The 14,841-nt window shown below is 38.1% G+C and carries 10 protein-coding genes; all 10 read left to right on the top strand.

Annotation, left to right across the window (positions count from 1 at the left end; genetic code table 11):
- The first annotated feature begins 4 nt into the window (after positions 1-4).
- The 10 genes from E3C75_RS07085 to E3C75_RS07130 all read left to right on the top strand — a co-directional run bounded on the left by E3C75_RS07085 (position 5) and on the right by E3C75_RS07130 (position 14,813).
- Positions 5-460, top strand: coding sequence for a hypothetical protein (locus tag E3C75_RS07085; RefSeq protein ID WP_050204137.1), 456 nt, complete (start codon positions 5-7; stop codon positions 458-460).
- Between the two features lie 56 nt (positions 461-516).
- Complete coding sequence (mobP2, locus tag E3C75_RS07090; RefSeq protein WP_373368723.1) at positions 517-2,850, top strand: MobP2 family relaxase; 2,334 nt, start codon at positions 517-519, stop codon at positions 2,848-2,850.
- Between the two features lie 124 nt (positions 2,851-2,974).
- Positions 2,975-3,232, top strand: a complete 258-nt coding sequence (locus E3C75_RS07095; RefSeq protein WP_111679565.1) for a hypothetical protein — start codon at positions 2,975-2,977, stop codon at positions 3,230-3,232.
- A gap of 18 nt (positions 3,233-3,250) precedes the next feature.
- Positions 3,251-8,380 (top strand): PBECR4 domain-containing protein, encoded by a 5,130-nt coding sequence (locus tag E3C75_RS07100; RefSeq protein WP_133264049.1) that lies wholly within the window; start codon positions 3,251-3,253, stop codon positions 8,378-8,380.
- A 142-nt stretch (positions 8,381-8,522) separates the two neighbouring features.
- Positions 8,523-8,711, top strand: coding sequence for a competence regulator inhibitor paratox (locus tag E3C75_RS07105; RefSeq protein WP_003045927.1), 189 nt, complete (start codon positions 8,523-8,525; stop codon positions 8,709-8,711).
- Between the two features lie 181 nt (positions 8,712-8,892).
- The gene (locus tag E3C75_RS07110) at positions 8,893-10,641 is read left to right on the top strand and encodes a type IA DNA topoisomerase (RefSeq protein ID WP_111679566.1); all 1,749 of its coding nucleotides are present in this window, start codon (positions 8,893-8,895) and stop codon (positions 10,639-10,641) included.
- Between the two features lies 1 nt (position 10,642).
- Positions 10,643-12,487, top strand: a complete 1,845-nt coding sequence (locus tag E3C75_RS07115; protein ID WP_172451564.1) for an AAA family ATPase — start codon at positions 10,643-10,645, stop codon at positions 12,485-12,487.
- Positions 12,488-12,579: 92 nt separating this feature from the next.
- A complete protein-coding gene (locus E3C75_RS07120; RefSeq protein ID WP_000791789.1) occupies positions 12,580-12,927 on the top strand; it encodes a TrbC/VirB2 family protein in 348 nt (115 codons plus the stop codon).
- Positions 12,928-12,937: 10 nt separating this feature from the next.
- The gene (locus E3C75_RS07125) at positions 12,938-14,011 is read left to right on the top strand and encodes a hypothetical protein (protein ID WP_111679568.1); all 1,074 of its coding nucleotides are present in this window, start codon (positions 12,938-12,940) and stop codon (positions 14,009-14,011) included.
- Between the two features lie 19 nt (positions 14,012-14,030).
- Positions 14,031-14,813: an LPXTG cell wall anchor domain-containing protein gene (locus tag E3C75_RS07130; protein ID WP_111679569.1), complete on the top strand. Its 783-nt coding sequence runs from the start codon at positions 14,031-14,033 to the stop codon at positions 14,811-14,813.
- Positions 14,814-14,841 lie beyond the last annotated feature (28 nt).

A 14,841-nucleotide genomic window follows, 5' to 3' on the forward strand; every position in this document is an offset into this window, starting at 1 on the left:
AGCAATGACTAGAAGAATCAACGTCTATTTTAACGAAGAGACATTACAGAAGTTTACTGAAATCAAAAGTTATTTAGAAGAAGAAATGGGAGGAAGTCTGAATCGTCAAAGTCCTAACAACTCAGCGACAGTAGTTAAAGTGATTCATGCCTTTCATAAACTCTTTTTGGAAACAGGAGAAAGACAACCATTTTCCGAAAGACTGTCTCGGCTGGAAAAAAATTTGGGCACTTCGGATGAACAAAAACTCTTAAAATCAATTAGGCACCAGATGGATCAATTGCTCTATTTGGAATTAACTAATTTCCATGCTATCACAAAAGGAAATGATTTTGATATTCAAGATTTAGAGTCTATTCATTCCCACTTTGATCCACAACAAAATGAACTAATTGCACGTATTGAAGATCTTATCAAAGAAGATGTTAGTCGAGGACAAACGATTAAACATTCTCACTAATCAATAAATGAAAGGAGACAGTGGTGAGTGAACAAAAAAGTCCTGGCATCACATTTATGATCCAATATACAGAAGCAAATGCTCAATATGTGGATTATACTAATCGTGATGAAGCTGTCAAAATTGATGATGAGTTATCTTTAGAAACGAGCCGACAAATGATAGAAGGATTGACTGAAGATGAGATGATTCGTATTCAAGAAGCTGTCCCTGAAACACAGTTGAATTTTAGAGAATATATTGATTATATGAATCGCTCCTATGCTACAGAAGAACAGTCTGAAGAATTGACTGCGGTCTTTACTCAAGAAGCAGACTACCTTCAAAAGCAGCGGTTAACAGAGTTAAAAAATCAACTGGAAACAGCCTATAAGAATGGATCTCTACTTTGGCAGGGTGTTATTTCATTTGATAATGCTTTTCTAGCGGAACAAGGTCTGTATGATGTGGCTACTGGTCAAGTGGATCAAAAGGCAATTAAGGCAGTTATGCGTGACATGATGCCAACACTTATCCAAAAAGAGGGGCTTTCTGATTCTGCTTTTTGGTGGGGGAATATCCATCTGAATACAGATAATATTCATATTCATTTTGGACTGTCTGAGGTTGAATCTAATCGTGACAAAATTTTCTATCGGCCTCGTGGACGTATGGAGTACAAAGGAAATTTTTCCCAGAAAACAATCAACCGTTTTAAGAGTGGTATCTATCATGGACTTCTGAAAGAAGAAACACGATCAAACCTTATCAGAAAAGAGCAGGTTCTTGCTAACTTAAAAACTGACTTAATGACTTCAGTTTACCAGGAAGACAAAATCACCTCTTCAGCTGAAAAAAATTTTTTGGAACAGGCCTATAATCACTTGCCGCTAAACAAGAGGTGGCGTTATGGATCTAATGCCAGAGATTTTGCGGTTAGTAAGTTTTTTCTTGATCGTTATTTAGATTCCTACTTGCAAAATGAGGGGAGTGTTGCCTATCAAGAATTTCTTCAAGAGACTAGGGAATTGCTAAAGACCTACGCTGGGGTCTATTCGGCTGAAAAAAATCAAGTCTATGAAAAAATCCGAAAGGTTGATGGACAAACAATTCGGACATTGGCTGAATCCAAAGGATATGATTTAGAACATCATTTAGCACGTCGTGTGATGGATTTAAGGGAGCGTTTAGCTAATAATATCTTACGATCGTTCAGAGAGGCAGCGCCACAAATTCAGGTCGTTCAGCTGGAAAAAAATTTGAAGAACTTTTCTGTTTTGAATCAGAAAAAAATTTTGGAACAACTACCTAAAGCAAGTGTAGTAAAAAGTCAGAAAGCTTGGCAGAAGTTAGGTTATTTTGTGAAACCTAGAGAACAACCACTTGAAATTATAAAGCCAGTCTATGAAGCTTACGATACGGATGGTAAGGGAATTGGTCAGCCAGAGTTTGTCCTAGATTATGTTTATGACATTAGCCAGCTAACAGAAAATATTCAGATGAAAACCTTGACACTAAAAGACTTATCCTTATTGTCATCAAATGAATTAAAAGAGTTGGTGGATGCTGCTAAGTTAAAGCCTAACCCTACAGAGAAAGAACGTCGTGAATTAGGTACTTATCGTTATGCGCTGAAACTCAGTATGTTAGAAGCTAGTCAGAAGGAGCTGCAAGTTCGCCAAAAACTACTTGAACAGATCCAGCCACTAGCTTCTGATCAACCATTTGTGGATTTCAAGAAACAATCAATAACTCAGGAGTTGCAAGCTATACAGTTACAACTCACTCCTAACTATAAGTTATCTGAAGATGAGCAGTTGCTTAAGCAGCGGTTAAAAGGTCAATTTGAGGATAGTGTTGCATTACCTATCAATAAAGCTACTGCGGGCACGATACAGCTCCCTATTAGGCAGCTGAGATCTGAGATAGGGTTTGTCAATCAACTTCAAGATGATGGGATTTTAACGCTTCTGAAAGGGGTGACAACCTCAAAAGAGGCTTATGTTGAGGAACTTCAAACTCACATCTCTATTTTTCAGTTGAAATATCAAATCAACACGAGAAATCAACAGATGGATCAATTATCTGATGAATCAGCTATCAAAGAGATGAAAATCGCTAATGCACAAGGTTTTACAGAGTTAAAGCGTTTGTATGCTAAATTACAGCCAAATGAAGAGAATCAAAGTCAGATTACTCAAGCTGTTTCTGAGCAATTACAAGAGCGCAAAGTCATCAAAAAAGCCCAAATGCAACAGTCACAGGGAAGTGGTAGAATCAATACCGACTTTATGAGACAACTAACAGCTTCTCTTAAACGGTCACAACAAGCAAGTAAAAAAGCACTGATGGAACGTGCACGAAGCGATGAACGTGAGGAGCAAGAGGAACGCAGACAAGCTCAACGCTAATAAGTCATTGATAAGCTATCAATGGCTTTTTTTTGATGAAAACTCCTACGAGTTGTCCGCTTAACGTAAAAAAATCCATTATCTCTTACACTAAAAGTAACTGTAGAAAAGGAGGTGAAAAAGAATGTTACATTTCCCAGGTGTCTCAGAAGAGGAATTTGATTTTGAAGCTGAATGGTTGGTTAGGGCCATTGATGATACTCAAAAGAAAATTCTTTTTTCCGGACAAGGAAAAAATGGTGATTTGGAATTAGAACTTGATTTTCAAGACAATGCAGAGCAGTTTGAAAATTTTTCGGTTGGAGAGCTAGTTCAATTACCGAGAGAGATTTTTATTGTTCCTGAAATAGCAGCTTATCAGCCGACATATGAGTGTTTCTAGTGAATGAAAGGAGTTTTTATGGCAGAAGAACACACACAACAACCATCTCCACGTGGAAAAAGCCGTCGTGAGAGAGTAGAACATGCCAGGTCTCGTGATATTTTAGATGTTGCTAATGAACTTAGTATGGAATTGGTTCAATCAGGCCGAGATTATCGCTGGAAAGAGCATGATTCGATGGTGATTTCACCTGAAAAAAACATGTGGAATTGGTTTTCACGTCATCAAGGCGGTGATGTTATTGCTTTGGTTCAAACTATGAGAGAAGTCAACTTTAATCAAGCAATTGACTTTCTCAATGATGGTACCTTTAAAGAATTTACTCATGTAGAACGAGTACAAGATCCATTCAGCTACTATTTGCAGCCTTATGAGCAGCCATTTGAAGCTGCCAGAAACTATCTAAAAGAACAACGTGGCCTTTCTGATGAAACGATTGATTTTTTCTTAGAAAAGGGAGTCCTTGCCCAAGCTAATGCTAAGGTTAATGGCAGTATTGAGCCAGTAGTTGTTTTTAAGTCATTTGATTTCTCAGGTGAAATTGTAGGGGCTACGCTGCAAGGTATTGAAGAAAATTGGGAGAAATGGCCAGAACGTGGATATGCTAAGAATATTGTCAGAAATTCAGATGGTATTACTGGTATGCACGTTGACATTGGGCAACCTAATCGCCTTATCTTTGCAGAAAGTGCTATTGATTTGATGTCTTACTATGAATTGAATAGAGAAAAACTACAAGATGTCAGATTAATATCGATGGACGGCTTGAAAGAATCTGTGGTAGGAAGGCATTTAGCGCAGCTTCAGGCAGATATTTCAGGTCGTCCGCTGCGTTGGACTCATGATCAATTAGCAGAAGGATTACAGACAGCTATTGACAATAATTTCTTTACAGATGGAAAACATGCAAACTGGATCACTCTTGCAGTAGATAACGATGAAGGAGGACGAAACTTTATCAGTTCACTGCATGAAAAAGGGGCTGTTGTCATAGAAGACTTGCCTCCTGAACGTATTCCAGGCGAAAAGGCAGACTGGAATGATACTCTCAAGAGATTAAAAGCGTGGGTTGAGGAAGTTAAAAATAGCGAAACTATCTCTGAACGGCCTATGGTTGATTACCGAGAACAGGTTAATGACCTCATTTTAGATATCACCAAAGACGATACAGGATTTTATTTATGGCATGATGAAGAACTGAAGAGTCTTGAAGTTGACGATGCTGTTTTAGAAGAATTCCATCATAATCTTGGAGAGGAACAGTATCAAATTGCTGGTGCCAAACTCTACGTTGAAGAGTCAATCAACGATGGTGCAACAGGCTATCTCTCTCTTGAAGGGCATGCGTTAGACGAGAACGGCATTCGTGACTATCTATCTAATCAGGAGTTTTCAGAAGTAGAACAAGTTGAGTTTCTGAAAAAATTACAGGCAGAACTTCCTGGAATTTGGGATAAAGTGCTTGCTAACTATGATAAGGAACTGGAGACAATTATTGGGAAGCATGGTCTATCAGTTAATCAAAAAGATGCTAGAATGAACCAAAGTCCTGGATTAGATATTGTATTTGAGACCTCAAATAATCCAACAATTTCAGAAAAATATTCATCAGGTGACATTGTACCGTATGTTTCTTTCGTTAAAGATTTGTATGCTGCTAACAATGAGGACTATAAAAGAAAGCCAGAGGATGGTCTTTATCCAAGGATGCACTTTGATCATTCCAAGGGGACTTGGTTTGCGATTAGAGACGAACAAGGGAATACCTTGGTCAAAGAATGTATTTACGATGTAGGATATGAATTTGCACCACTATCTGAACGTTTGAATAGAGTCATTCCAGAAGAATATTTAGAGTATGCTAAACAAATTGATTCTGATATTTCGTTCAGTACAGTTTCTGTAGAAAGTAATCAAGATTCTGGAATAGAAGTAAAGCTCTACAATAATCAAGAACAGATTGATACGTTAGATTTTAATGACCTCTTTAATCATACAGATTTAGAAATGATGGCAAACGAGCTAGGTCATACAGATTTTAACGAGATACCTGGTACCTATTCCGTCTCTATTGCAGGCATACAGCTTAGCCAGGAACAGGTAGATGGTCTTATTGATCGTATGATCAATGAAGAAGTAGATAGTTCTCAATTAAAACAATTATTGAGTAGTGATAAGTTTGATTTAATCAGCTATATTGATCATCAGGATGCTGATTCCTTATCTTCAGTTGATTTAGAACAAAAAGAAAAGTCCCTTGATAATGTTCAAGAGACGGATAGTATTTTTGGACAACAAAAAAATGCTGAGGGTACAATCGGGGATTTTCCTGAAAATCAGGAGGCAGCACCTCTACCTGAAGCGAACGTATCGCAACCTTTGAATGACTTGTCACCAAGCCAAACTCAGCCTCAGCCTTTATTACATTTTAGCATAAATGAGGATGGTCAGTCAATTAATAAGCGCCATTATCATGCTATTAGTAGCAAGGATTTAGTGAAATTGAATCGTTATGCTCCTACGCTACAACAAGCTGCGAATTGGTATCTGAATGAATTAGCAGATAGTAAAATATACTACTTTTATCAACAAAATGATTCTATACAGACACTTCAAGTGTTATTTGATAAAGATAAATTTCAGCACTTAACAGGAGTTTTTCCATATAAGGAAGGTCAGTCAGCAGAGCAAACATTGGAAGATTTTGCTAATGGTAATGGTGCTTTTGACACAATTCTCTTAGCAAATAAAGGTGCAGCGTTTGATAAGTTAAAAGTCTTGCCTGAATTGCCAGCAATTGTAGAATCAGATTCATTTTATTTTGGTGATCTGTCTGAAGTTCCAAAACTTCATTCTTTAGATTTGGATAAAGCCATTAAATCTGGGGATGAAGATATTATTTTGGCACTTAGGACTGTTGATAATACTACTTTTCCTGCTAGTTTGATGAAGCTACGTACAGGATTAAAAAATCAGTTAGCACAATCAGCTGACGAAAACATTATTTTGGGTGTTTATAGAGAAAGAGATGGGCAAATTGATCAACTGTCAATCAATGAAGAGTTTATCAAAGATGGTGGTCAAGAAATGTTATCAATTTTAGAAAATAAGCAATATGAAGAGGCTCTTGAACAGAGTCAAGAAATTGTTCAAAGCGATACTATCTCAGCTGAACTTTTCACACAGGTGTTAGATGCTGCATATAATGTAGGAGATCCTAGACAACTGGGAACAGAACTACCTGAAGAGTCAAAAGCTGCATGGGAGCATTACTATGAACTTTCTGATGGTCATGATGGAAACTTTACTGCTGTGATTGCAGCAGCTGACCAGCAGGAGCTAGTTGATAAATCGTCACATTTCTATCAAGAGTGGCATCAAGACCGTATCTATAATGAAACTTACCATGTACGTCTTCAATGGTCTGAAATATGGCCAGATGGCCCTCAGATTCCATTTAAGGAAACAGAGCTTGTAGAGTATCAAACATTTGCTGAAGAGCTCTACAAGCAGAATAGAGCCTTATACGACAGTCATCAAGAAAGTTTGGCAACAGGAAATCAAGCAGATTATGTACCGTTTACTAAAGTTAAATTTGACGTGTATGCTCCTGGAGGCATACTAATCAAAGATAATATCCGCTATGATATTGGTGATGAAACGGAACCTATCTCACGCTTGTTGGGGCTAGGCTATCGTCGTTTAGAAGGACAGCCTGAGTTAGCAGCCATCGACGAAAAGATTCTTTCTCAGCTGGAAAAGCAAGAAGTGAATCAGGAAATTGCAACTGAAGCTAATGAGCAGAATTTAAAGATGTCAGACATTCTTTTAGATGAAACAAATAATCCTAGAGAACATTTCCAATCTCCTAATCAAGAAATGAAAGTTAGTTTAGCTCAAAGGTTTGAAGAGATTATGGCTGAAGAATCAGTTAAAAATCCAGTCAGAGAAAATGAGCAGGAGCATCCTGTGACATCTGATGAACCATTTGATTATACCAGCGCATCCGCTTTTGAAATCAGTGAACATGCTTTCCAAAAAATTCGTGAATACACACAGTCACCTGAAGATTTAATGGAGTATATGGATTTCATGAGTAAATTCCCACAGCTATCTCCTAGAAACGTTGCCTTAATTCATGAGCAGTGGAGCGGTGCTAATGCTGTTGCAACCTATGATCAGTGGCGATCTATGGGAGAAACTTTAGGTATTAAACCAGACGATGTTATCCAGACAAAAGCGACGTACACTAACAAGAGGACTGGTGAAACGAAAGAAATAGTACACCAAGGACTGTCAGTTAAAACAGGCGAGAAGTCTAAAATTACTCTTTTTAGACCAGTTATGGCTAAGATGATTCCAGTTCTAGATGAACATGGCCAACAGCTAAAAAATGATAAAGGCAATCCAAAGTACAAAAAATTGTCTGATGCTACGCCACAAGAAAAAGCTCTTGTGAAAGACGGCAAACTTCCTGTACGTCAATTCCAAGAAAGGGATCCCAAAACAGGATACCCACGCTTTACAACCTATAAGGTTTTTGAGCTATCACAAACAACACTTAAACCAGAAAGTTATCCTAAGGCGATGCCAAACCGCCACTATAATTTCAACGTGGATAAGGTGAAGACTAAAGAGGTACTTGAGGGCTTGTGTGACTATGCTGATAGTATTGGTGTTAAGATGATGAAAGATGAAGCTCATGTTTTAGGAAATGCCAAAGGTGCCTTTTTCCCAGATGAACAGATTATTTTAATCAATCCAGATAACACACCTGGAGAAAAAATTGCAACTACCATACATGAGTTAGCCCATGCAACGCTGCATAATCCTAAAATGACCGAGCAGTATAAAGAAAATGTTCCTTTAGAGCAAAAAGAACTAGAAGCTGAGATGACAAGTCATCTGCTTTCAAAACATTTTGGGCTAGATACTTCTGAAAAAGCTATTGACTATATGGCAGGTTGGACAAATAATCTCAAAGCTTTAGATGATAAACAACTAGCTGATTCGTTGAAACGAGTTCATAAAACTGTTTCTAAAATGTTGAAGAAAGTTGAATCTCATACCAAACCACATCAAGTAGGAAAAAATAGAGGACAAGCGCCAAATTTTCCTAAAGCTCCAACCAAAGGGCCTAGTCGGTAATCTAATCAGGGAAAAGATTCCCTATGTATCAGATACCCTTAGCAATTGCTGAGGGTATTTTTGTGCTGTGTTTAACACTTTTGAAATTTCCTGCTGTATTTAAAAATTTCTTTACGAATAATTAAGTAAGGAGGTGGAAAGTATGTTACATTATGATGAATTGAAGCAGGCTGTAGATAATGGTTATGTTAAAGGGGATGAGGTTAGTGTGGTCAGAAAAGAAGGGAAGATTTTTGATTATGTTTTACCAAATGAACCTGTAAGACCGTGGGAAGTTGTAACAGTAGAATCCTTATCTGAAGTTCTGTCTGAGCTTTCTGAGTCTGAATAATTCTGGTATCACACATTTGCAAGGTACTCTCATCTGAGGGTACCTTTTGTTGTACATAAAATGGCACAAAAAGTTATATAACTTTTTTTGAGTTGGCATACCTATCCGATACTTTGTCCGCTTAACGCAAGAATTGTCATTATCCCTTATGATGAAATTACTACAGGAAAGGAGAGAAAATATGGTAACAGTTATTCTAGCTGAAAAAGAAAATCAGGCTGCTGCGTATGCGGAAAGCCTTGGTTCAGCTAGTAAAAAAGGTAAAGTACACATTGTTAAACAAACCCCTTATTTTTCAGATGAAGTTCACATTATTGCTGCTGAAGGGCACTTATTTGAATACGGATTACCAGAAGATAATTGGGATTTAACCAAGTTGCCACTGATTGACGTTTCTTTTAAGCAAACCTTGAAACAAGATAAAACTTCTAAAGATATCTTCAAACAGATTTACCAGGAAGTGACATCAGCTGATCAAGTCATTATAGGTACGGATTCAGACCGTGAAGGAGAGCGAATTGCTTACTCAATTCTGTCTCATATTCCTGATGGAAAGAAAAAAGTCACCAAGCGCTTATGGGTCAATTCATTGACAACAAGAGCACTACAAAAAGCCTTTCAAAATCTAAGGGAACCGCTAGAGACTTATAACTACTATCTGGAAGCTGAGGCACGTGCACAATCGGATTGGTTGGTCGGCATGAACCTATCACCTCTAGTCACCTTGGAATTACAAAATAAAGGCCGTCTTTCTAAAGGAAAAGGCAATAGCTTATCCGTTGGCCGTGTTCAAACACCAGGAGTACGTTTAATCTGTGAGAATGAATTGGCTATTCAAAACTTCAGACCAGAAACTTATTGGAAACTTCGTTTAGAGGATAAAGATTTAGGAATTACTTTTTCAAATAAAGAGAAATATTCTGATAGTGATATTGTCTTATCAACTTCAAGACAACTTCAATCTGTCTCTACCATTTCTTCAGTTGAAACAGAAGAAAATCAAAGAGCAGCACCCTCATTATTTAATTTATCGGATATTCAAGGGATAGCGGCTAAACAGTGGGGATTTGATTCTTCTAAAACAGAAAGTTTGATTGAAGGTCTCTATCTAAAAAAATATCTCTCTTATCCTAGAACCGATACTCGCTTTATCACGGAAGATGAGTTTGACTACTTGAAAAACTATTTGAAGAGCTATCAAGAGGTTGTAAATTGCTCTTTTGAGGCAGTGAATTTAGATCCTAGGGAAAATTATGTCAATCCAGAAAAAGTAGCGAAAACAAGTCACTATGCTCTTATACCAACTGAAAACATTCCTAACCTAGTGACTTTGAAGCCAGATGAGCGGTTAATCTATGAAGCAGTTGTTCGCAGAACTCTTCTGATGTTTGCAGCAGATTGTCGTTATTTAACGACAACGGTTGAAGTGGAAAATCAAGAATTAGTTTTCAAAACGACTGGACGACAAATGATTGACTTGGGGTGGGCCGCTTATAGTCAGCAAAAATTAAAAGCAGATGTTGAGTTACCTGATTACCGTGTAGGAGATCAGATTGAGACTAAAACAATCATTGTAGAAGGAGTGACTAAGCCTCCTAAGAGAATTACTGAGAGTCAACTGATTGGTGAGATTTTGCCAAAGTATGGATTAGGCACGCAGGCAACCAGAGCTGCTATGCTAAAAACAATTCAGGATAGAGGTTATGTGACCAAAGATAAAAAGACAGGTCAGCTATTCCCAACAAATAAAGCCTATCTCTTGATTCATTACCTTTATGATAATGAATTTGCTAGTCCTGAAACGACAGGAGGATGGGAGTTGTTTCTCTCTCAAATTGGTGAGGGTAAGATTAACCCACGTGAGTTTGTCGATGCCATAAAAGAAAAGTTGGTGAACCAGGTTGCTGCTGCAAAGGAAAGGAGTGATTGAAGTGGACGATGAATTGAAGACCCCCTATCTTGATAAATACACTGATAATTTGTCAGCTAAGGTTGCTAAAAAATCAGATGATTACCAAGTTTATGGCCGTGATAAGGAAGTAAAAGCGGTCATTATCTCTCTTCTCAGACGAACTAAAAATAATCCTATCTTAGTAGGAGAAGCTGGAGTTGGGAAAACAGCTATTGTGGAAGGCCTAACGCTTGCTATTATGCGTGGTCAAGTTCCTGAACCTTTAAAAGGGTTAACAGTTCGCTCTCTGGAACTCTCTAGCTTGATGAGTGGGGAAGATGGTGGCTTTATTGCCAAGTTTAAGAAGATTATTGAAGAGATGGTTGCGACACGTGGCCGTAATCTTCTCTTTGTAGATGAATTTCATACTATCGTTGGTGCAGGTAGCCAGGATGGTCAAGCCCTCGATGCAGGAAATGTGATTAAACCAGTTTTAGCACGTGGGGATATTCAGCTGATTGGTGCCACTACCCTAGATGAGTTTCATGACTATGTAGAGACTGATAGAGCCTTGGAACGTCGGATGCAACCAGTCATGGTAGAAGAGCCCACCATTCCACAAGCCATATCCATTATTGATCAGGCCAAAATAATTTATGAGAAATTTCATGGGATTCAAATTTCTTCTGAAGCTGTGAAACAAGCGGTACGTTTATCTGTTCGTTATCTAACAGATCGCTTTCTGCCAGACAAAGCTTTTGATTTGATTGATGAAGCAGCAACCATAGCTTCAGCTGAAGGAAAAGACAGTATTACAGAAGAGGATATTGCCCAGGTCTTGAAGGATAAAACTGGTATTCCTGTCACTACAATATTAAAAGGTGATCAGGAACGCTTAGATGGTCTGAAGGAAAAATTAATGAATCGTGTCAAAGGGCAAGAGGATGCTATTGATGCCATTGTGGACGCTGTCACGATTGCTCAAGCTGGATTGCAAGATGAAAATAAACCGATTTCGTCATTCATGTTCCTGGGCCCAACAGGTGTTGGTAAAACTGAGTTATCCAAGGCTTTAGCTGAAGCACTCTTTGATGATGAAAATGCCATGATTCGTTTTGATATGTCTGAGTTCAAAGAGAAAGAAGATGCAGCTAAATTGATTGGTAATCGTGCAACGAAAACAAAAGGGCAGCTGACACAGGCTGTAAAACAAAAGCCTTATTGTGTTGTGTTGCTAGATGAGGTTGAAAAGGCTGATGGTGAAGTTATGGATCTTTTTCTTCAGGTGCTAGATGATGGTCGTTTAACAGATAGTTCAGGACGTTTGATTAGCTTCAAAAATACTATTGTCATTATGACCACTAATATTGGAGCCAAAAAGATTATCAATAAATGGGAGTTGAAGGGGAGTTTCCAGCATTTAACAGAACGTGATAGGCAACAATTTGAGAAGTCAATGATTAGTGAACTTGAAACTGAGTTTAGACCAGAGTTCCTTAATCGTATTGAAAATAAGCTTATCTTCAATCTTTTGGAACGAGAAATTATTGAAAAGATTGCAGAAAAAAACTTGTCTGAAATTGAAGATAGAATGAGGCGTAAAAATATGACCCTCTCATATGAGCCTAGTTTAATTCAGTATTTATCTGATGTAGGAACTGATGTAAAAAACGGCGCACGTCCCTTAGAGCGTTTGATTAAAAGAAAAGTTTTAGCTCCGATTTCAGCTAAAAGCCTTTCTTTAGATAAAAGTAGGCAAACCTACAATATTCATCTATGGGTTGAGGGAGAGGCACCAGATGGCCAACATCGAAAAGATTTGAGACAAATTCAGCTAGATGTTGAAGGAGAAATTGGAGAAGAAGTTGCTGCTCTTTTCAGCTGAAAAAAACATTTTTCCCATGACTTGTCCGCTTAACGCAGGAATTTTCATTATCCCTTACACTAATAATGTCAATAAAATAAAGGAGGTCTTCTATGAAGAACAAGTTGACAAATTTTATCAGTGAAGTGAGGACTAAAAGCAAAGGGTATTTGCTTAGTTTATCGCTCTTTTTATCAGGAGTCCTGACGAATACCGTCTATGCGGATGATCCTTTTGCCAAAACAGATGCACTAGCTCAACAAGGTATTTCTAAAGTTCAAGGAATTGGTATTGTAACTTTGGGATTAGCCGTTGTTGTCACTGGTTTAATCTACGGTTTCGGTGGTCGTGAAGTTAAAGCTGCAATCAAAAAACACTGGGTAGCAATCGCAGTGGCAATTATTGCTGTTTCTGCTGGTCCAAGTATTGTTGAATGGGGCTTTAACTTTGTGAAAGGTTAAGGTGGTTGCTATGGCATTTATCCCTTTTAAGAAAAGCAATAAATGCTTAGTAACAGATGATCTATTTCTTGAGGTAACTTGGGAAGAAGGGAAATCTCCAGAAGATGATAGCGAGTTGCTTGGCATTATTGAAGGGCTGGATCAACAGTACCTGGACTTTGATCATACAATTGAAGAATCATTGCCTTATGTGACCTTTTATCAAGCAGAATTGCTATTTCAAGCGCTAAAAGATGCTTATGGGCACATGGAATTGAAAAAAGTGGCTATCTGTCATTTGGAGGGTAAAGAGGCTATCTCAGAAGGAGAAGTCTTTGCCCGTCCATTTGTCATTGATCAACGGTATCAGAATTTACTCTTACCGCTGATTCAATCTATTATGACAGGTTCAGATTTCCAAACCTATACTTATCAAGAAAAGCGTGAGTATTTTGTTAATCAAATTTACCCAGCTTATAAAGCAAGTCTAGGAATTCAGGAATCAGCCTTACCCCTTTTCCCAGAAGAAGGAGAGCAAGTGTTGGCTCCCTTTACTCAACAGCAACAAGTACCTAATATTAATGTTGGTGCTACTCCACAAGCAGTCGTAAATGTTGCTGATCAGAAATCTCTGAAAAAGGTTTACTTGCTGATGGGGCTTTTAGCAACTTTAGCTATTGGAGGAATCGTTTCATCTGTTATTGCATATACGCAACTAACTAAGCAAAATGAGCAAGTTACTTATCTTTATCAAGAAATGAAGAATACTCAGAATGTCATTAATGAAGAACATCAGATTGATGTGTTCAGTCGTTATTTCTTACCAAATTATTATTCTGGTAAGAAAGAAAATCTTGAGGAATTTCTTTCTGATGGAGATGCCAAATATACTGTTCCCAAAGAAGGAACTTTACAGTCAGTTATTCTTGAACAACTGACCTATGAACCAGAAACTAAAGAATATCAGCCGACTTACGTTCTATCAGTTAAAGAAGGTGATAAAGCTAGAAGTATTCGTTTAAGTTTTACTGCTAAAAAATCTGATTCTGCAAAATATGGTTTTGTTGTGACAACTGAACCTAAAGAAGCAGACTATATCAAATAAAGAAAAGGAATAAAACAACATGAAAAAGAAACAATTATTATCAGCACTTGCCTTATCAACACTTGCGTTAGCTCAAGCTGGATTTGTATCAGCTGATGAAGTAACACCAGTTGATCCATCAGCGCCTTCAACGGAAGTTGTAACTCCAGTAGAACCGTCTACTCCAGCAGTTACAACAGATACAACTGTGCCAGTAGATGTTACAACAACAGAACAAACAACACCAGTTGATCCCACAACTCCATCAACTGAAGTGACTCCACCTTCAGATGAACAAGGTAAAGATAATGCAGGCGATAACGTAGATGTTCCAGAACCAGCGCCTCAAGGAAAGGATAGCGCAGGTGATAACTTGGAAGTTACTGATCCAAGTCAAGGAGAACAACCAGCTCCTTCAGGTGAACAAGGTAAGGACAATGCAGGAGAGAACCTAGATGTGCCATCAGAACAACCAAAGACAACAGAGCAAGCCAACCAACAAGGAGCTTCTCAAGTAGGAACTGTTTCAACTTCCACTGGTCAGGTCGTGCAAAATGTTACGCCTGATGCGCCAGTACAAACTAACACAGGTGCCTCAATTGTTAGCACACAAAATGGTCAAGTTGTTCTTAGTGATGGCTCTACTGTTGCCCCTGAAGCGATTGGAGCAGTGACTAATACTGATAAAACAATCACCGTAACTAAAGCAGATGGTACGAAAGCGACACTTCCTGAAACAGGTGAAGCAGCTAACTTCTTAGCGGTCGTTGGTACTGGTTTGCTGGGCTTGGTAGGATTTCTTTTCAAAAAGAAATTAGTTTAATAAATTAAAACGAAAATAGGAGAAAATA

It is taken from the genome of Streptococcus thermophilus, assembly GCF_010120595.1.
Classification (GTDB): domain Bacteria; phylum Bacillota; class Bacilli; order Lactobacillales; family Streptococcaceae; genus Streptococcus; species Streptococcus thermophilus.